Source organism: Lacticaseibacillus saniviri JCM 17471 = DSM 24301 (assembly GCF_001311785.1).
GTDB classification, from domain to species: domain Bacteria; phylum Bacillota; class Bacilli; order Lactobacillales; family Lactobacillaceae; genus Lacticaseibacillus; species Lacticaseibacillus saniviri.
Map to the genome: position 1 here is coordinate 38731 of NZ_BBBX01000018.1, position 18169 is coordinate 56899.

At 46.9% G+C, this 18169-nt stretch carries 17 protein-coding genes and 4 pseudogenes; 8 read left to right on the top strand and 13 right to left on the bottom strand.

Annotated elements, in window-relative coordinates:
- Window positions 1–435 precede the first annotated feature (435 nt).
- The 3 genes and pseudogenes from JCM17471_RS09640 (at window position 436) to JCM17471_RS16610 (ending at window position 3192) form a co-directional block, all read left to right on the top strand.
- A pseudogene (locus JCM17471_RS09640) lies at window positions 436–1385 on the top strand (dihydroorotate oxidase).
- A gap of 2 nt (window positions 1386–1387) precedes the next feature.
- Complete coding sequence (locus JCM17471_RS09645; protein ID WP_054777706.1) at window positions 1388–2710, top strand: glycerophosphoryl diester phosphodiesterase membrane domain-containing protein; 1323 nt, start codon at window positions 1388–1390, stop codon at window positions 2708–2710.
- Window positions 2707–3192, top strand: coding sequence for a glycerophosphodiester phosphodiesterase family protein (locus JCM17471_RS16610; protein ID WP_054777707.1), 486 nt, complete (start codon window positions 2707–2709; stop codon window positions 3190–3192). Before JCM17471_RS09645 ends, JCM17471_RS16610 begins: the two co-directional genes overlap by 4 nt.
- Window positions 3193–3267: 75 nt before the next feature.
- Here JCM17471_RS16610 and JCM17471_RS09655 read toward each other — a convergent pair whose 3' ends face one another.
- The 3 genes from JCM17471_RS09655 to JCM17471_RS09665 all read right to left on the bottom strand — a co-directional run bounded on the left by JCM17471_RS09655 (window position 3268) and on the right by JCM17471_RS09665 (window position 5488).
- On the bottom strand, window positions 3268–3957 hold the full coding sequence (locus JCM17471_RS09655; RefSeq protein ID WP_054777708.1) for an adaptor protein MecA: 690 nt from the start codon (window positions 3955–3957) through the stop codon (window positions 3268–3270).
- Between the two features lie 172 nt (window positions 3958–4129).
- Window positions 4130–4528 carry a transcriptional regulator SpxA gene (spxA, locus tag JCM17471_RS09660; protein ID WP_054777709.1) on the bottom strand — a complete coding sequence of 133 codons (399 nt, stop codon included), beginning with the start codon at window positions 4526–4528 and terminating at the stop codon, window positions 4130–4132.
- 234 nt (window positions 4529–4762) lie between these two features.
- Window positions 4763–5488 (bottom strand): MBL fold metallo-hydrolase, encoded by a 726-nt coding sequence (locus tag JCM17471_RS09665; RefSeq protein WP_054777710.1) that lies wholly within the window; start codon window positions 5486–5488, stop codon window positions 4763–4765.
- Window positions 5489–5549: 61 nt separating this feature from the next.
- Between JCM17471_RS09665 and JCM17471_RS09670 the strand changes: the two genes are divergently transcribed.
- Window positions 5550–5762 carry a hypothetical protein gene (locus JCM17471_RS09670; RefSeq protein WP_054777711.1) on the top strand — a complete coding sequence of 71 codons (213 nt, stop codon included), beginning with the start codon at window positions 5550–5552 and terminating at the stop codon, window positions 5760–5762.
- Complete coding sequence (locus tag JCM17471_RS09675; protein WP_054777712.1) at window positions 5759–6055, top strand: hypothetical protein; 297 nt, start codon at window positions 5759–5761, stop codon at window positions 6053–6055. The genes JCM17471_RS09670 and JCM17471_RS09675 overlap by 4 nt, the downstream gene beginning before the upstream one ends.
- An 86-nt stretch (window positions 6056–6141) precedes the next feature.
- Here JCM17471_RS09675 and JCM17471_RS09680 read toward each other — a convergent pair whose 3' ends face one another.
- The 4 genes and pseudogenes from JCM17471_RS09680 to JCM17471_RS09695 all read right to left on the bottom strand — a co-directional run bounded on the left by JCM17471_RS09680 (window position 6142) and on the right by JCM17471_RS09695 (window position 8935).
- On the bottom strand, window positions 6142–7689 hold the full coding sequence (locus JCM17471_RS09680; protein ID WP_054777713.1) for an FtsX-like permease family protein: 1548 nt from the start codon (window positions 7687–7689) through the stop codon (window positions 6142–6144).
- Window positions 7680–8018: an FtsX-like permease family protein gene (locus tag JCM17471_RS09685; RefSeq protein ID WP_225354251.1), complete on the bottom strand. Its 339-nt coding sequence runs from the start codon at window positions 8016–8018 to the stop codon at window positions 7680–7682. The genes JCM17471_RS09680 and JCM17471_RS09685 overlap by 10 nt, the downstream gene beginning before the upstream one ends.
- Window positions 8003–8185 (bottom strand): hypothetical protein, encoded by a 183-nt coding sequence (locus tag JCM17471_RS14145; protein WP_054777715.1) that lies wholly within the window; start codon window positions 8183–8185, stop codon window positions 8003–8005. Before JCM17471_RS14145 ends, JCM17471_RS09685 begins: the two co-directional genes overlap by 16 nt.
- A pseudogene (locus JCM17471_RS09695) lies at window positions 8175–8935 on the bottom strand (ABC transporter ATP-binding protein). Before JCM17471_RS09695 ends, JCM17471_RS14145 begins: the two are co-directional and overlap by 11 nt.
- A gap of 102 nt (window positions 8936–9037) precedes the next feature.
- Between JCM17471_RS09695 and JCM17471_RS09700 the strand changes: the two are divergent.
- The 3 genes and pseudogenes from JCM17471_RS09700 to JCM17471_RS09710 all read left to right on the top strand — a co-directional run bounded on the left by JCM17471_RS09700 (window position 9038) and on the right by JCM17471_RS09710 (window position 12332).
- Window positions 9038–9711 (top strand): annotated as a pseudogene (locus JCM17471_RS09700) (response regulator transcription factor).
- A gap of 181 nt (window positions 9712–9892) precedes the next feature.
- Entirely contained in the window at window positions 9893–10777 is an 885-nt protein-coding gene (locus JCM17471_RS09705; protein ID WP_162208379.1) for a sensor histidine kinase, read from the top strand.
- Between the two features lie 202 nt (window positions 10778–10979).
- Entirely contained in the window at window positions 10980–12332 is a 1353-nt protein-coding gene (locus JCM17471_RS09710; RefSeq protein ID WP_054777716.1) for an FAD-dependent oxidoreductase, read from the top strand.
- 55 nt (window positions 12333–12387) lie between these two features.
- Here JCM17471_RS09710 and JCM17471_RS09715 read toward each other — a convergent pair.
- The 6 genes and pseudogenes from JCM17471_RS09715 to JCM17471_RS09735 form a co-directional block, all read right to left on the bottom strand.
- Window positions 12388–14581, bottom strand: a pseudogene (locus JCM17471_RS09715) (heavy metal translocating P-type ATPase).
- The gene (locus JCM17471_RS09720) at window positions 14565–14993 is read right to left on the bottom strand and encodes a CopY/TcrY family copper transport repressor (RefSeq protein WP_054777717.1); all 429 of its coding nucleotides are present in this window, start codon (window positions 14991–14993) and stop codon (window positions 14565–14567) included. The pseudogene JCM17471_RS09715 and the gene JCM17471_RS09720 overlap by 17 nt, the downstream one beginning before the upstream one ends.
- Window positions 14994–15183: 190 nt before the next feature.
- Window positions 15184–15597, bottom strand: coding sequence for a hypothetical protein (locus JCM17471_RS09725; RefSeq protein ID WP_156321676.1), 414 nt, complete (start codon window positions 15595–15597; stop codon window positions 15184–15186).
- Window positions 15598–15696: 99 nt separating this feature from the next.
- A complete protein-coding gene (locus JCM17471_RS14150) occupies window positions 15697–15855 on the bottom strand; it encodes a hypothetical protein (RefSeq protein ID WP_156321677.1) in 159 nt (52 codons plus the stop codon).
- Window positions 15856–16162: 307 nt separating this feature from the next.
- On the bottom strand, window positions 16163–17887 hold the full coding sequence (gene ptsP, locus JCM17471_RS09730) for a phosphoenolpyruvate--protein phosphotransferase (protein WP_054777719.1): 1725 nt from the start codon (window positions 17885–17887) through the stop codon (window positions 16163–16165).
- A complete protein-coding gene (locus JCM17471_RS09735; RefSeq protein WP_054777720.1) occupies window positions 17887–18153 on the bottom strand; it encodes a phosphocarrier protein HPr in 267 nt (88 codons plus the stop codon). The genes ptsP and JCM17471_RS09735 overlap by 1 nt, the downstream gene beginning before the upstream one ends.
- Window positions 18154–18169 lie beyond the last annotated feature (16 nt).

The following is an 18169-nucleotide window of genomic DNA, read 5'->3' on the forward strand; positions in this document are numbered from 1 at the left end:
AGACAGCGGCCATTAGTCAAGCAAAGCGTTAACGATGCTCGGATTTATCACACTAATCCTCTTTCTCGGTGCCGGAATCATTTTTATCTTGGGCCTGCTTTGTTGGCTCGTCATGATGACACTGGACAAGAACCCCAAATGGGCGAGACGCGTTACCCTCACCAGTTTCTCATCGCAATCGTGGCATTAGTTGCCAATGCGTTGCGCTAATCCAAACATTCAATGCAGACGTTGGCAGAAAGGTCCCCGACTTTTTCCGTCAGCGTCTATTTTTATGTGCTGCAGTCAATTCGCAATGCAAAAACAATCGGTGCGCCACAGTTTGCATCTCTCACTCAATTCAAACACTCGAATATTACCGTCTAATTTTCTTTTGTTTCTCATCCTCTCGTTTTACGCTAAAATGAAAACAATACACATAAGGGGGAGTCATCCATGGCACAATTAGCGACGACAATCGGCGCCTTTCACTTTGACAATGTTTTAATGAATGCAAGCGGGGTTCACTGTTACGATCTCACACAGTTACATGAACTCGAACAATCTGAGGCCGGTAGCCTGACGACAAAGAGTGCCACTTCAGCTAAGCGCTTGGGGAATCCCGAACCACGCTACGCCAAATTGGCCTTAGGTAGCATCAACTCCATGGGCTTACCCAATGAAGGCCTTGATTACTATCTCGATTTTGCTCTAACGCACCAACAGCAATTGCCGGATCAACCCATCTTTATGTCCATCGCAGGGCTCACGCTAGAAGACAACATCGCCATGGCACAAAAATCGAAGCCAGTGATTTTGCTGGTTTAACAGAGCTCAACCTCTCCTGCCCGAATGTCCCAGGCAAGCCTCAGGTTGGTTACGACTTTGACCGAACAAAATATGTCCTGGATACAATATTTGAATTTTTCACCAAGCCACTCGGTGTGAAGTTACCACCTTACTTTGATCTCGCCCAATTCGATGAAATGGCAGCGATTCTCAATCAGTACCCACTGGTTTACGTGAATACCATTAACAGTTTGGGGAACGGCTTGTGGGTTGATCCCACGGACGACACCGTGGTGATTAAGCCTAAGGGTGGATTTGGCGGTATCGGTGGGCAGTACGCTAAGCCAATTGCACTTGCCAACGTTCGTGCGTTCTCCCAGCGCTTAAAACCAGAAATTCAAGTTATCGGCACGGGTGGTATCTACAACGGTCGCGATGTCTATGATCTGATTCTCTGCGGTGCCAGCATGGTGCAGGTGGGTTCAGCATTATACGAGGAAGGCCCAAGCATCTTCGCCCGCCTCAAGCAGGAGCTGGCAGCCGAAATGCAGGCTCACGGTTATCACAGCATTGAAGACTTCCGCGGCAAACTGAAAATAATGGATGCGGAGGCGTAATCATGCAACCATGGAAATTCGTTCGGACTAATATCGGTGCCTACTTCAAGCGTTGGGGCAGCTACATCGTCCTGACCTCCGGCACAAGCCTATTCATTTCGTTGATTATGATTCCTATCTTCAACGCGATGACGCAATTTGTGCTCAAGAACAGTCAGGTCGATTATGTTTCCTACACCAACCTCCTCAATATTTTGACGCAACATCCGTTCACGGTGCTCTTACTATTCTTGATACTCGTGCTCATCCTACTGACCGTCTATTCGCAATTTGCCTTTCTCCTCTTTGGAATCGAGCACATCCGCCACGGGCAACCGTTACGCTTAGGTAAGCTTCTCCAGCAAACCTTCCGCTCGTGGGGCCGGTTGCGGCCAAAGATGATTGGCATTCTCATGGGCTATTTCATCATTATCCTGCCCTTTGGCCACTTTGTTTTCAACTCCCAACTGTTAAGCAAGGTCACCATTCCCGACTTTATCAATGAATATATCGATGAACACTTACCGCTATTGATCTTGCTGATAGTGCTCTCTGTCCTCATCATCTGGGTAGCGGTTCGCCTCTTAGCCTTTATCCCCGCCATCATTATGGGGAATAAGTCACCAAACACAACGCTGAAAGCGAGTTGGAATGCCTCACGCGGTCAGTTCTGGCGTATCTTATGGGCCAATGCACTGATTGCGATTGTCGGGGGTGCATTAACGGTCGTCGGCATGGTCAGCATTTACTTGATTCAGAAGTACATCGATACGTCCTTCCCACACGTGGCGCTGGGCTTTGCCATCGGTAACTTGACCTTGTTGCAAATCTATCAAGAATTCGTGCTGAGTTTCAATACCGTCATGGTGCTGCGGTTAGCCATCAAATTGGCGGAACAAGCAGATCTGTTGCCACAGTATGACACCCCGCTCGTTTCTGATCGTAAGCACAAGATCATCATGCGGTTGGCTGCTGTTGTCTTAATGATTCTGGGTGGCTCCGTTGTCAGCATCGTCAATTTTGTTTACCTGGAAGGCTTAGTCACCAGCAATCCGCTGACCATCTCCCACCGCGGTGTGGACGATGGCAACGGCGTCCAAAACACGATTCCGGCGCTTGAAAAGACCAGCAAGGAAAAACCTGATTACGTTGAAATGGATATTCACGAAACGAAGGACAACCAGTTTGTGGTGATGCACGATGAGAACCTGGAAGCGTTGGCCGGTGTGAATAAACGGCCACATGATCTCACCTTGAAGCAACTCACCAAGCTGACGGTCAAAGAAAACGGGCATCAAGCAAAAATTGCCAGTTTGATGATTACCTCAAAACCGCACAGGGCTTGAATCAAAAGCTACTGATTGAAATTAAGACAACACCGATGGACAGCAAGGGTATGTTGAATCGCTTCATCAAGAAGTACCAGGCTTCCATTTTGAAGCACAAGGATCGCATCCACTCGCTCGACTATCATGTCGTTCAAGGGCTCAAACAAAAGGCGCCGAAGTTGTATGTCAGTTATATTTTGCCATACAACCTCACCTTCCCTGACACCAAGGCCAACGCCTATACGATGGAAGCCACCACACTCAATGGTGATTTCGTCTCAAAGGCGCATGACAACAAACAAGACGTATTCGCCTGGACCGTCAATGACGACACCACGATGCAGAAAATGATGTTTGCGGATGTCGATGGGATTATCACGGACAATCTCAGTGAGCTCAAGGAAACAATCAAAGAAACCAATGACAAACCAAGTTATGCGGATCAAATCTTGAACTTCACCGTGAACCTCAATACCAGCTTCAACACACCAGAAAATTAACCACAAAAAAGGAACTGCGACGAATTGTCGCGGTTCCTTTTTTGCCCTATCAAGGTTAAACACTCAAATCCTTGACTACTTGAAGTAGTACCGTACTGTTTCCAGTGCACTGGTTGGCATCAGTAACTTGCCGTATTCGGACAAGACATCAGCGGAAATGTTACTACGATCACCATATTCCAAAGCAACCGCAATTTCATCTTGCGCCTCTTGTGCCGAAATTGCATTATCAAAGAATGTCAGAACCAGGTAGTAGTCATTTTTGTATTGATACAAGTCGCTTGCGCCACCTTCGAGGCGAAGGACACTGGCCAGACTAATCAAGTCTTCAAAATCAGCGAGCTTGATAACAACAGCTTGTTGATGACTATCCTTCGCATCGATGTAACTGCCTTCGTCAACGGGTTCATCAGACTGATTATCATCCAATCCCTGAAGCTGTTGTTTGATGAAGTCAGGCACTTCCTCGACGTTACCGAGGTCAGCGAGATTAAAATCATCCGAGTCATCATCATCTTGTTCATCAGGATTGTTACGACTGATGAGCAATTCTAAGCCTGATTGGCTAGGCATCACTTGGAAAGTAACAGCATCGTTTGTCGCAAAAGAATGATCCTTATCAACTTCTTCTAAGATGCTGTAGAAGAAGCCCTCAATTTGTTTATGATTTCCCAGTAAGTCAAGCACTGTAATCCCTCGGGCAGCGAGGTCTTCGTTGCCTAACAACACACGAATTGTATTATCGTTAATTCGTTCCATTTCCATGATGATTTGCACCTCACTTCAATCACGGTTACCGTTATTTACGGTTCACAGTTATTATATCAGATAATCACTGTTAGCGCATTGTACGTCATTTATTAAATTAATTCAAGGGACTTAAGGCCAATAAAAACCAAACCAACAAACACTATCGTGATCGCTGATTTGGTTCTTCTTAGAAGCCCGCTAATAATTGAGCTTGTTGTAATTCCAGTGTCCGAACAGAGCGTGGTAAGAAACGACGAATTTCATCTTCGTTGTAACCTACTTGTAGGCGCTTTTCGTCCAACATGATTGGCCGACGCAACAAACCAGGTTCTTGTGCGACTAAGTCAATCAATTCGTTCATTGATAAGTCTTCCAAATCAATACCTAATTCTTGGAAAATCTTTGAACGGGTTGAGACGATTTCTTCAGTGCCTGATTCCGTCATCCGTAACAATTGTTTAATCTCATCCTTATTCAGTGGATCAGAGAAAATGTTGCGTTCAGTAAACGGAATGTTGTTTTCTTTCAGCCATGCACGAGCCTTACGGCATGAGGTGCAACTCGGGGATGTGTATAATGTGACCATTTTGCTCGCTCCTTTTTCTTGACATCTGCTTTTTGATTACTATTTAAGTATACCCGACTGGCACATCGGATAACAATCAGATTGACAGAAAAAATTTATATATACTGAAATCATAAATGAACAAATTTGGATAAATGGTCTATTATATAAAAAATATTAAAGGCTTAATTGCGCAAACTGACCATTAAAATAGTAAACGCCTCGAACGGACTAGACCTAAAAAAGCTTAAATGCTTAAGCGCAAATTATTTTGGCTAATACGACGGGCACATCGCCGGCACTCGCCTGAGCCTGCTGCAAGAGTAACGCCTGATTGGCATGTGGTAAATGTGTGAGTAGTAATTGATTCACGTTTGCCGCATTGGCTAACGTGCCGGCCTCCGGTGCTGTCAAATGCCAGCGTGGTGCAGGTTGATCAGCCAGGAAATTCGTATCTGCCATCAGTAAATCGGCGCCCGTGGCAAAGCGCGCCAAATCACTGAAGTACCGGGTATCGCTGGTATTGACAATCGTCTTACCAGTCGCCTTTTCCGTGACGCGAACGGCAAAGGCAGGCACTGGATGCTGTGTCTCCATAAATGTCAATGTCAGTGGCCCGAGGTCCAAAGTGGTATCTGCTGTATAGCCAAATCCTTTAGTAAACGGTTCAAAAGTCAACGCCGCATAATTCAGCGGATCCTTGGTGTGACCGTAAATCGGAAGCACATCATGCTTCTTGGTATCTTGGGTCAATTGCCAGTAATATTGCAGAACACCCAAATCCGCTGTGTGATCGTGATGATAATGTGTCAATAACACGGCATCCAATTGGGCTGGTGGCATGATCTTTTCAAGTGCCATTAGCGCCCCAGAACCGATATCCATCAGCAAATGATAATCACCGCTGGTAATCAAATAAGCGCTGGTCCCCCCATCTTCACGTGGGTAACCGCCGTAATAACCTAAAATCTGTAAGTCCATCTTGCTTCTTCCTTTCTAGTCCCCGAGAAAACGCTTATAATACAAATTGGAGGTGTTTCTCATGGCAACTATTCAAACTGTATTTGGGAGTCGAGCTTTCTTAACACAATTGCAAACCAAGCAAGCCGCTCCTACGCTCCTGCTCAAACCGGAAAGTCACGGGCTCGATTACATGCTACTCGATTCAACCGGTCGCGGGCAATTCACGCTACCATTAAGTATAACGTTTTGGCCACTCGTGGCGAGCTCCAGAAGAAAAATTATGTCCACATGATGTACTTTAATCTCGCGGCCGATCAAGAAGCAATCTTTGTGGCTCAAATGAAGACCTTTTTTGATGCCTATGAGCAATTCCCGCATATCACTGGGCTCACATTGATGCGACTCGACGCCAAGCAGATTCAATTTGTCTTAATGAGCAGTTGGGTCAGTGGGAGTGACTTCTTCGCATTGAAGTCAACGCCGGCGTTTGCCCCACTGAATAAATTCATGAATCGAGCGGCAGATCAATTGGGCTTCCATGAGAACGGCTACCGGGTCATCGATCCTGATGACGATCAAAACTAATCATACCTGCCAATCACAAAAATCACCACCAACGATCCCATGTGGAGTGTTGATGGTGATTTTTGTATCGTCTCAACTGGGTTGAATTAGAAGACAGCTAATCGTTTTAACGGTTGGTTGACCATCCGATTCACTGCCCGAGCGGTGATGAGGTAAAACCCAGCGTACACCAGCACATAAATCCCGCTCACGACAATCCCCAACCAGGTCGCCGGATTATCCAATGCATCAGATAGGAAATGCAGTAGTAACAAACTGTGCAGACTGCCAACAATCAGCGGCAGACTGAAGATAATCAGCGTTTGGCGGTAAACCATGTGTTGAACGGCCTTAGTTTGCATCCCTAATCGTTTCAAGGTTTGAATGCTATCCACTTCCGTCTGCGCGATGGCCAATTGCTTTAACATCAGAATAGAACCTGTCGCTAGCATGAAGACCACCCCAATCAATAACATCAAGAAGAGCAGAAAGCCGAATAACGCATCCGCCTGCCGACGTTCCGGTAGTAACAAGCCGATACTTTCACGTGAACTGTAGAGATCCGTTGCACGGGAGTTTTGCGTGAAATAAAAGAGATCATGCTTGTTTTGATACATGAAATCCTGCATATCATCTTGGTTCGCAATCGGTGTCAATGCCTTTGTCACCGCTGTTCGGTCTTTATTCGTCGCAAAATCATAGAGTGCCAAGTGATCTTTTTGGCCCTCCAGTTGCGCGTACACGCGGTCTGAAACAATCATTGCGCGTTCAAAATAGTTGTAGCCGCCTAGTGGATAGCGGTCAATGAGATACTTCACCTTAAGATTCACTTGGTTCGGCATGATTTTTAGCGGGCCCCAATTGCGATGTCGAGGGCCCTTGTTTGATTTATATGTACTGCGATCATAGAGAATCAGCGCCGTCTCCTTGCCGTGGAGTTGCAAATCATCCAGTTGCGGTTCGACCTTGCGTGCGCGTTGGTAGGCAGATAGCGACATGACCGTGTACGCGTGTCGATTATGCTCGGTGAGGTTACCTCGGTTGACCAAGGTGACTTTTCCCGTGACAATTTTGCCTTCAATGGCCACTTGATGCAGTGGCGTGATAGCCAGTTTATCCAGCGTCTGGTTGACCGGCTTAATCCCGCGACCGTTTGCGACCACCGCTGCGGGCAGCGAGAAAGCGACCTCCGCTTGACCAGCTTGATACATCATTGCGGCACTCCCCAAAACGGTGATGGTGGCCATACTCAGCATCGTTGTCAGCCACAGTGAATGCATGTTGACGCGGATGCGCTTAGCAATATTGGCCAAAACAATCATCTGGCCATTTTGCCAATAGAGCTTAGGAAAATGCCGCAGCCAGTTCAAAGCGACCCGGATACCTGAGGTGAAGAACCAATACGTGCCCAGCGCCATTGCGACCAGGGCCACGCCTAACAGCCCGATCATCACATTATTGCGCAGTAACAGGTCCATCATATTGAGCAACGCCCAATAGCTAAACCCAATCAGGATCACACTGAAGCCCGCCAGCCAGTAATCGCGCCGCCGAACGCGCAGCGCCTGGTCAGCGTGCGAGATCTTGCGGATGAGATTCAAAAGACTCGTATTGTTCACAAAGATTGCATTGAGGGCGCCTTGCGCTAAGTACAAGATGCCAAAATAACAACGACATCCCGAATTGCCCTGCCGGATACCAGAAGCCCCACACTGAGATGCAGGTGCAACATTCGCACCAGAATCATCGCAAACAGTTTGGAAACCAGAATCCCTAAAGCAATCCCAGCAACAACCGTTACGGCACCCACCATTAAACTTTCAACAATCAGACTGCCGGTTAACTGGGCACGGGTCAACCCCATGAGCCGGTATAAGCCCAGCTCACGGGTGCGGCGCTGCATCCGAAGCGTATTGAGATAAATCAGAAAGGTCACACTAAACAGCAAAATCACGACAAGCGCCAGGTTCAAAAATGCTGGCACCAAGCTCGAGCTGTCCAAAATTTGGCTGCCGACTGCAAAATAGGTTTATAGTCAGTCAACGCGGATAACGCATAGACCAACATGACAATCAGTGCTGCAACGGATTCAGTGAGATAGTAAAGCCGGCGATGGCGCGTGATGCTCTCACGCGCGAGTCTAACGTACATGCGTATGACCGCCACTGATGGTCGCCTCCATATCAATGATGCTATTGAAAAACTGTTGCCGGCTGCCGTGCTTAGTCACTTCTGCAAAGTACGCGCCATCCTTGATGAAGACAATGCGATTGCAATAGCTCGCGGTGAACGCATCATGCGTCACCATCATAATCGTGATGTCCTCTTGCAGATTAATTTCTGTCAGGTACCGCAACAATTCCGTTGCCGCTGCCGAATCCAAACTCCCTGTGGGTTCATCCGCAAAATCAGCTTTGGTTTGGTAATCATCGCCCGCGCACTCGCTACGCGTTGTCGCTGGCCGATACTGAGCTCACTGGGATAGCGGTTCAGCAATTCATTGAGGCCCAGAATTTCACTGACCTGTACGATTCGCTGATCAAAATCTGCAGGCAGTTTGGGCGTTAATGTGAGTGGCAACGCAATATTTTCTTTGACCGTCAGATTATCGAGTAAATTAAAATCTTGGAAAATGAAGCCCAATTCCTCGCGTCGAAAGTTAGCCAGTTCGGCGTCACTCATGGCAGTCACGTCCTGACCACCCACGACAACCTTGCCGGATGTCGGTTGGTCAATCGTTGCCATGATATTGAGCAAGGTGGACTTTCCCGCCCCACTGGGACCCATAATGCCAACAAACTCACCTTCATCAATCTTAAACGACAGATCATTGAGTGCCTGAACGCGATTCTGGCGGTGACCGTACATCTTGGTCACATGTGACACGTCTACAATTCGCATAATTATTCCTCCAAAGCCTATATTAACAAATTTATCCATTGACGGCGCTTGTACTCACTCAATCAAACCGTTACCATTAAACACAAGAATGGAGTGACTGACATGTTTAAAATCATGGTTGTCGAAGATGATCAAACTATCGCGCAACTCGTTGCGGATAACCTCGGCAAGTGGCAACTCGACCCTGTTGTCGTGACCGATTTTGCAACCGTCTTTGAACAATTTCTAGATGTGAAGCCCCACTTAGTTTTACTCGATATCAACCTGCCCGTATATGACGGATTTTACTGGGTCCAAAAGATTCGCGACGTCAGCAAGGTCCCCGTTATCTTCATCTCCAGTCGCAATACCAATATGGATATGGTGATGTCGATGAACCTTGGCGCCGACGATTTCGTCAACAAACCTTTTGCCATCGAAGTGTTGATTGCAAAAATCAACGCGTTGCTGCGGCGCACTTATAATTATAGCGACCAAAACGCGGATGCGCTGGAACACAACGGACTATTATTGAATCTTAAAAACGGCATGGCGCAAGTTGGCGATACCCAAATTAACCTCTCCAAAATGAATACAAACTCCTCCAGATTTTGATGCGCCAGCACGGTCAAATTGTCAGCCGATCCAAATTACTGCGGGATCTGTGGCAGGATGAACGGTTCGTTGATGATAACACGCTCACGGTGAATATCAATCGCCTGCGGAAGAAAATTGACGATGCCGGCTTGCCTAATTACATTGAAACAAAAATCGGTCAGGGATACATCATTCCTTAGGAGGAGAAAAGATGCCATTTCGGATTTTTCTCAAAGCGCATATCGCTAACAGTCTCTTCTTTCTGTTGGCCCTGTTCGTCTTTGATCTCATTCTATGGCTGGATCCGCTGCATCAGATTCAGTTGAATACAGTCCTCTACGTCAGTCTCATCGTCATTTTGATGGGGATGGTTGCACTGGTTTGGCGCTATCAAAAACAAACGCGTGGCTCAAAGAAGTGGCCGCGCGCAGGGATGACCCTGAGCAGGCACTTGATTGGCCGCTCCTGCCGACAGACGACCCTGAGCAGGCTGTCGTCGCCAATGCGTTTAACAGCGTGCTCAAAGCCCATCACGACCAGCTGGAGCGTTTGCTCAATGAGCAGCAAGATCAAAAAGCGTTCATTGATTCCTGGGTCCATGAAATCAAAGTGCCCTTGGCAGCCGGTGACTTATTGGTCGACAGCCTCGATGGCCAAATTCCAGAATCGACCTTTGAACAGCTCACGCTACAACTGGATCGTATCAGTTTCTACGTCGATCAGGTGCTCTACTACTCACGATTGGACAGTTTCAGTCATGACTACCTACTGCAGGAATATCCGCTCAAGCAGATTATCAATGATGTTGTGGTCAGCCTGCGCAATCAATTCATCAGTAACCAGATTCAATTCGAGTTGCGCGGTGAGGATCAAACCGTGCTCACGGATCAGAAATGGCTGCGTTTCATTTTGAGCCAAATCATGGTGAACAGCCTTAAGTACACCGATCCAGGTGGTAAAATCATCGTCACGCTATCCGATCAAAATAATGAGGTACAGCTCGCAGTGAGTGATACCGGTATCGGCATTGCTCCCGATGAACTGCACCGCGTCTTTGATAAGGGCTTTACGGGTCAAAATGGTCGCAACGCGAATCAAAAGGCCACGGGATTAGGCCTCTATCTGGCTGATCGACTGGGACAAAAGCTGAACCATCAGTTAACCATCGAATCAGAACTGAGGCACGGAACAACGGTTATCATCCACTTCCCTTACCTGAGCTATTACCAAGACACCGGTGTCAGCCTCACCCACAGTCGGCAATAAGCACGTTATTTTAACGTCATGATAGCGATTACTCCAGGCTTGATATCACCCTATTTCACAATAAAAAGAACGCCGACCTCAATGATGAAGTCGGCGTTCTTTTTATTGCATATGACTGGACAGACCGAGAGATTGTGATATGATTAACGAGTAATGAATTGTGTTAAATTTAATTGGTTGCAACGAAAGGAGTTTTTCATTCATGAAAGTTATTGTTGTTGGTTCATCTCACGGTGGTTACGAAACAGTGCGCGGTATTTTGGCAGCGCATCCAGAAACTGAAATTCAGTGGTACGAAAAGGGTGACTTCATTTCATTCCTTTCTTGTGGGATGCAACTATACTTAGAAGGCGTTGTCAAAGACGTCAATACAGTGCGGTATGCCACTGCTGAAGGTATGCGGGCACAAGGCGTGCACGTTTTTGTCCGCCAAGAGATTGCTTCAGTTGACGCCAATGCCCACACAGTGACCGTTAAGAATCTCGTGGATAACACAACCCGTACTGAAAGCTATGACAAACTCGTGCTCAGTGCAGGTGCGGTACCATTCACCTTGCCTGTTCCCGGCAACGACCTGAAGAATATCTATGCGATGCGCGGCCGTGACTGGGCCAAGAAGCTCAAGTTAAAGACCGTCGATCCCGATCTGCAAAACGTTGTGGTGATTGGTGGCGGTTATATCGGCGTCGAGGCGGCCGAAGTGTTCGCCAAAGCTGGCAAGCATGTGACGTTGATTGATATGATTCCACGGGTCTTGGGCCTCTACTTAGATGAAGAGTTTACCGATACGCTGACCGACACCATGAAAGCCAACAATATCTATCCTGCTACAGGCCAAGCCATCAAGCAATTCAATGGTAAGGATGGCGCAGTGACAAGCGTTGTCACTGATCAAGGCGAGTACCCTGCAGAATTAGTGATTCAAGCGGCCGGCATCAAAGCAAACACGGACTGGCTCAAAGATACCTTGAAGTTGGATGATCACGGTTTGATTGAGATTAATGACTATCTTGAAACCAGTGCCCCTGATGTCTACGCTGTCGGCGACGCAACCTTAGTGCCATTTGCGCCAACTGGTGGCCATTCACGGATTGCGCTTGCGACCAATGCACGTCGTCAAGGCCGCATTGCCGCAAAGAACGTCCTGGGCGACAAGACCAAGATGCCAGCTGTCTCCGGTGCCTCTGCCTTATCAGTCTTTGACTATCACTTTGCTTCCGTTGGGGTTAAGGCTGGGACAGCCGATGGATTAGGAATCAATACACAATCCGTCTTTGTCACAGACACGGTGCAACCACCATTCGTGACTGAAGACGCTGGCAATGTTCCCGTCTACTTCAAGCTGACCTACGCACCAGAAGATGGCCGCATTCTCGGTGGTCAGATCATGTCCAAACGTGACGTGACTGCCAACATTAATGCCATCAGTTTAGCCATTCAAGGCCACATGACATTAGATGATTTAGCTTATGCTGATTTCTTCTTCCAACCTGGATTTGACCGGCCTTGGAACATCATCAATGTTGCTGCCCAACAAGCATTACTCAATAAATAATAAAAAATGGGCGTCCAGTCAATTGACTGGACGCCCATTTTCATTTGGAGCACATCTAACTACGCTTGAGTTTCAAGGTCATCGCATTCAATGCCACAACCACCGTGGATAGGGACATTAAGATGGCCCCTACCGCTGGGCTCAAGATAAAGCCGATTGGTGCTAGGATACCAGCTGCCAGTGGAATCGCCAAGATGTTATAGCCAGCGCCCCACCAGAGGTTCTGAATCATTTTGGCATTGGTTGCCTTAGCCAGCTTCAAGAAGTTGAGCAAATCAAACGGATCACTGTGAACTAAGACAACATCGGCTGAATCAATCGCGACATCGGTACCTGCCCCAATCGCAATCCCAATATCCGCCTTGGCCAAACTAGGCGCATCATTCACGCCATCGCCGACCATGATGACCTTGCCTTTCTTCTGATAGGCTGTCAGTTGTGTTAGCTTATCTTCTGGTAACAGTTCACTCTGCACTTCGTCGATGCCTAGTTGTTCAGCAACAGCTGCGGCCGTGCCTTGATTATCCCCAGTCAACATGACGCACATAATTCATTTCTTTGAGACCGCTAATCAGCGCCTTACTATTTGGCTTGATCTGATCACCCTCTGCCAGCCCACCAACCAATGTATTGCCCTGAATCAAGTAAACCACCGAGTTACCGTTGCTGGTCCAGGTTGCAAAGTCAGTTTGATCGTAAGCAATATTTTGACTGCTCAAGTACCGCGCGTTCACAATTTGGTACGTGGTATTTTCGACGGTCCCTGTAAGCCCAATCCCCTTTTGAACACTGACATCACTCGCAGTGAGTGGAGTTAATTGCCGAAAGCTTGCGGCAGACTTGATGCCATTAGCCAAAGGATGATCGGAATGTGTTTCAAGAGCTGCAAGAATGGCCAAAACATGATCAGCATCCATGGTATCAACATAACTCTGAATAGCGTTAACGGCGAAGTCACCCTGCGTCAAGGTTCCCGTCTTATCCATTAAGACGTACTTCACCTTGGTGGCATCTTCCAGGGCCTGCCGGTTCCGTAACAATAAGCCGTTGGTGGCCGCGATACTGGTACTACGAGCCACAACCAATGGAATGGCCAATCCGAGGGCATGTGGACATGCGATGATGAAGACGGTGACCATGCGTTCGAAGGCTTGGTCGAGCCCTTGTGGTAGCCAGAAAACGAATGCCAGAATACCGACGATTAAAGCGGCATAGAACAACCAAGAAGCCACACGGTCAGCCATACTTTCAGCTTTAGACTTTGCCGCCTGCGCATCAGAAACGAGTTTCATCACTTGCGCCAGGTAGCCCGTTTCACCGGTGCCGGTGACTGTCATCTCAATCACGCCATCGCCATTAACAGCACCACCGATGACCTTATCAGCCTTAGTTTTGGCCACCGCACGCGCTTCACCTGTCACCAGTGATTCGTTGACGGTCGTTGAGCCACTGACCAAGACCCCATCGGTTGGAATCTGTTCACCAGCCAAAACACGCAAGGTTTGGCCCTCGTGGACCTGGCTCAATGGCATGTCTTGCACTTGACCATTATCGACAACGTGTGCCTGACTCGGTAGCAGGGCCGCCATTTTCTCAACCGCAGAGCCTGCAGCCATGACAGAGTTCATTTCAACCCAGTGACCTAATAACATGATGACAATCAACGTCGCCAGTTCCCAGAAGAAGTCCATCACATGGCCACTCGGATTAATGAAGTGATTGGCGATAAAGGCATACAGCGAATAGCCATACGCCACGGTAATCCCCATCGCAATCAATGTCATCATTGCCGGTGCTTTACTCTTCAGCTCATCGACCGCGCCTGTGAGAAATGGTTTCCCTCCGTAGAAATACAGGAAAGTCGCCAAAATCAAAACGATATAGTCAGAACCTGGAAACGTGATCGGCAAGCGGAGCCCGAAAAGATTGAGATCCATCCCCATAAATGGTGAAAACAATAAAATTGGAATCGTGGCTACTAAGCTAACCCAGAAGAGTTGCTTGAGATTACCCATGTGCATCATATGACCACCACCCATGTCGTGGCCCATATGACTGTGATCCATCCCGCTCATGTTGCTCATATCATGATTCATCTTTGAATGGTCCATGTTGTTCATATCGTGATTCATCTTTGAATGATCCATGTCGCTCATATCGTGATCCATCTTTGAATGATCCATCTTTGAATGATCCATGTTGTTCATCTCGTGTTTAGTCATGATATTCCTCCTAGCATTGGCAATCATCGGGCAAACAATTACAATCAACCTTCTCTGGCGCAGTTTTTGCCTTTTGCGTCAACACGGCTTGTAACTGTGCGATATCATGCTGCGAGAGTGTCAATGCGTTGATCAGATTTTCTAAAGTTTGTCCGGCTTTCATGGCACATAGATGGTCAAATAGTGCTTGTGTCGCCTCATCCATGGCCGCTTGTTCAGGAATAAGGGCGCGATACCGAAATTCACGACCTTCTTTTTCAGTACTCAGTGCTTGTTTCTTAACCAACCGGCCTAAAAAAGTTTTCGTTGTCGCACTTTTCCAACCCATTTTTTCTTCTAGAATGGCTGTCAAATCATGTGTGGTTGCACTCCCAAGTGTCCAGATCACACGCATAACTTCCCACTCCGATTGACTAATTTCTGCCTGAACAGTATCCATATGCCCGCCTCCGTTTACATTTGTAATCTATGTTTATAATTTACATCTGTAAATGATAAAAGTCAAGTCTAAGAATGAAGTAATCCGAAAATAATTGCCGTCGGGCTTCACATCTCTTTTCTATTCAAACACAAAAAGCACTGGTGCCAAAAGCAATCTGCTTTTGAGACCAGTGCTTATCTCAGTTGATTTACGATTTCATCAAATCATTGATGGCTTGATTAACCTGGGGCTCGCTAAACGTTGTATCTTTATCCGATTTGTGCTGCCAAACGTCGTCGTAGCTACCTTGTTTGTTCTTGATCCAAAGGCCGAAATAGGCACTCCATCCCATCCGAAATGTTGGCCGTTGCTTATACAAGGCTGAATAAGGTTCGAACGGTTGGGTCATCCGATTCGCGAAAATCACAACCTTCTCACCAGGCATTGGCAAGCGATATCCCGGCGCATTCTCATAAGTGACAGTTTGTTGATTAATCCCAGTTGTCTTAGCTTTAGTCGGTGCTTTGAGTACTGGTTTCATCAATTTCTGACCCTTTGTAAAACCACCATGTAGGACAACATTGACCAATTGTTGCTTCTTAATTGCCTTTGCCCCTTTCAAGTCTCGATCGACCTTGATCACAACTGCAGTTTCAATATAGCCAGTTTCCGGATCTCGAGCAGGTAATACTTGCCACTGGGTAACTTCACCTGCAAAAACTCATTCCTGGCATTTTTTCAATGCGGAAATCGTGTGCGGTGGACTAGCAAATAAATCTGTTGTATTAATTTCCACCGTCTCGTGTTTGACTTGGCGCATGACTTTTGCCAGCGCCGCCCCATTTTGTTTGCCTGTCGGCTGTGTTGCTTTTTGTGTCACCTTTTGTGGTGCTTTTGGTGTTGATTGATTCGATGATGAACAACCACCCAGAGTTGCTATTGCAATGATGCCTAATAAAAATACCCATCTTTATGCATATCCTCGCCTCCAATTTCTAATATCAGTATAACTGATATCGTTTTCATTAGCGAGAATATTCACAACTTAAGTTTCAATTTCAGAACAAAATAGATTAATCGTGTTCCAAAAGATTGGGAATCAGGATTAACTAGGATTGAATCTCAAAACGTCTTTTGTCACAACTTCAAAAAAGACGCGCCAACAAAGTCAGCGCGTCCATTTATTCTTATTGATCAGTTGTCTTCTTGACTAAAGCCAAGTTTTCATCGTTTGAGATGCTTTCGTTCAATGCTTGATCGGCTAACTTAGCCATATCTGCTGTTGAAAGACGCTTCATCAAGCTCCGAATCTTCAAGACAGAAGTTGCGGACATGGAGTATTCGTCCAAGCCCATTCCAAGCAGAATTGGTACCATGATTGGGTCGCCAGCGGCTTCCCCACACATACCAGCCCACTTGCCTTCCTTGTGTGCGGAGTCAATAACATGCTTGACCAGACGCAAGATAGAAGGGTTATATGGTTGATAGAGGTAAGAAACATGTTCATTACCACGATCAGCAGCCATCGTGTATTGGATTAAATCGTTGGTCCCGATTGAGAAGAAGTCAACGTGCTTGGCGAATTGATCTGCCAAAACAGCTGCAGCAGGAATTTCAATCATGATCCCGAGTTGAATATCATCGGCAACCTTGACGCCATCCTTTTGCAAGTTAGCTTTTTCTTCCAAGAAAATAGCCTTAGCAGCTTCGAATTCTTGGATTGTTGCAATCATTGGGAACATAATCCGCAATGTCCCAAACGCGCTGGCACGCAAGAGTGCGCGCAGTTGTGTCCGGAAGATATCTTGCCGATCTAAACTAATCCGGATAGCCCGGTAGCCCAAGAATGGGTTATCTTCTTCGGGAAGTGGTAAGTATGGTAAATGCTTATCGCCCCCGATATCCATTGTCCGAACCACAACGGGTTTTGGACTCATGGTTTCAAGAACCTTCTTGTAAGCCTCAAATTGATCGTCTTCGGTTGGTAATTCCGCAGAATCCATGTATAAGAATTCTGTCCGGTAAAGACCAATCCCTTCAGCACCATTGGCTAAGACACCATCAAGATCCTTAGGTGTCCCGATGTTAGCAGCAACATCATAGTGCTTACCATCAGCGGTAATGGAGGTAGCGGTCTTTAAGGTTTCCCATTCGGCCTTTTGCTTTGCATATGCATCTGCTTCCTTTTGGAAACGTGCAATGTCGTCAGCACTTGGTTCAACGATAACATCACCGGTTAAGCCATCAACAGCGACCATTTGGCCATCCTTGACGTCTTGGGTGATGCTTTGTGTCCCAACAACAGCTGGGATTTCGAGTGAACGCGCCATGATTGCAGAGTGTGCAGTCCGGCCGCCAATATCAGTAACGAACGCCTTAACGAATTTCTTATTGAGTTGTGCCGTATCACTAGGTGTGAGGTCATGCGCAATCACAATCACTTCTTCATTAATCAGCGCTGGGTTAGGCAATGACACGCCCAAAAGATGTGCCAATACCCGGGTTGAAACGTCGCGAACATCAGCCGCGCGTTCCTGCATATATGCATTATCAGTCATTGCTTCAAATGTCGCAATGAACATGTCTGAAACGTCCTTAAGGGCAGCTTCAGCATTCTCATGGTCATCGGAAATCTTGCTTTCAACCGCACCGGTGAATTCTGGGTCAGCCAGAATCATCATGTGAGCATCAAACACTTGAGCTTCTTCTTCGCCCAGTGATTCCGCAGCCTTTTCTCGAATTAATTTGAGTTCTGCGTTGCTTTGATCTAACGCGCTGTGCAGCCGATCGATTTCCTTCTTTGGATCATCAATTGATGCCTTCGAAAATGACAAATCGGGTTGCACTAACATGTAGGCTTTCGCTGTTGCGATGCCATCACTAGCGGCGATCCCTTTGAGTTGCTTTGTCATTATTCAGCTAAACCTTCTTTTTTCATGGTTTCGTCGATTGCTGCGATTGCATCAGCTTCGTCAGCACCTTCGGCAGAGATAGTCACATCGGCACCTTGGCCAACACCTAAGCTCATAACGCCCATGATGGACTTCAAGTTCACAGACTTGCCCTTGTATTCAAGGTTGATGTCGGAGTTGAACTTGCTAGCTGTTTGTACCAATAATGTTGCTGGGCGTGCGTGGATACCTGTTTCTGCAATAACATTAAATTCGCGTTTTTCCATGATTAATCTGCTCCTT

What these genes read in the sequence shown, in the direction of transcription:
- JCM17471_RS09645 (WP_054777706.1), top strand. Translation starts at nt 1,388, where the DNA reads ATGCAACCATGGAAATTCGTTCGGACTAATATCGGTGCCTACTTCAAG.
- JCM17471_RS09655 (WP_054777708.1), bottom strand. Translation starts at nt 3,957, where the DNA reads ATGGAAATGGAACGAATTAACGATAATACAATTCGTGTGTTGTTAGGC.
- spxA (WP_054777709.1), bottom strand. Translation starts at nt 4,528, where the DNA reads ATGGTCACATTATACACATCCCCGAGTTGCACCTCATGCCGTAAGGCT.
- JCM17471_RS09665 (WP_054777710.1), bottom strand. Translation starts at nt 5,488, where the DNA reads ATGGACTTACAGATTTTAGGTTATTACGGCGGTTACCCACGTGAAGAT.
- JCM17471_RS09670 (WP_054777711.1), top strand. Translation starts at nt 5,550, where the DNA reads ATGGCAACTATTCAAACTGTATTTGGGAGTCGAGCTTTCTTAACACAA.
- JCM17471_RS09675 (WP_054777712.1), top strand. Translation starts at nt 5,759, where the DNA reads ATGATGTACTTTAATCTCGCGGCCGATCAAGAAGCAATCTTTGTGGCT.
- JCM17471_RS14145 (WP_054777715.1), bottom strand. Translation starts at nt 8,185, where the DNA reads ATGTACGTTAGACTCGCGCGTGAGAGCATCACGCGCCATCGCCGGCTT.
- JCM17471_RS09710 (WP_054777716.1), top strand. Translation starts at nt 10,980, where the DNA reads ATGAAAGTTATTGTTGTTGGTTCATCTCACGGTGGTTACGAAACAGTG.
- JCM17471_RS09720 (WP_054777717.1), bottom strand. Translation starts at nt 14,993, where the DNA reads ATGGATACTGTTCAGGCAGAAATTAGTCAATCGGAGTGGGAAGTTATG.
- ptsP (WP_054777719.1), bottom strand. Translation starts at nt 17,887, where the DNA reads ATGACAAAGCAACTCAAAGGGATCGCCGCTAGTGATGGCATCGCAACA.
- JCM17471_RS09735 (WP_054777720.1), bottom strand. Translation starts at nt 18,153, where the DNA reads ATGGAAAAACGCGAATTTAATGTTATTGCAGAAACAGGTATCCACGCA.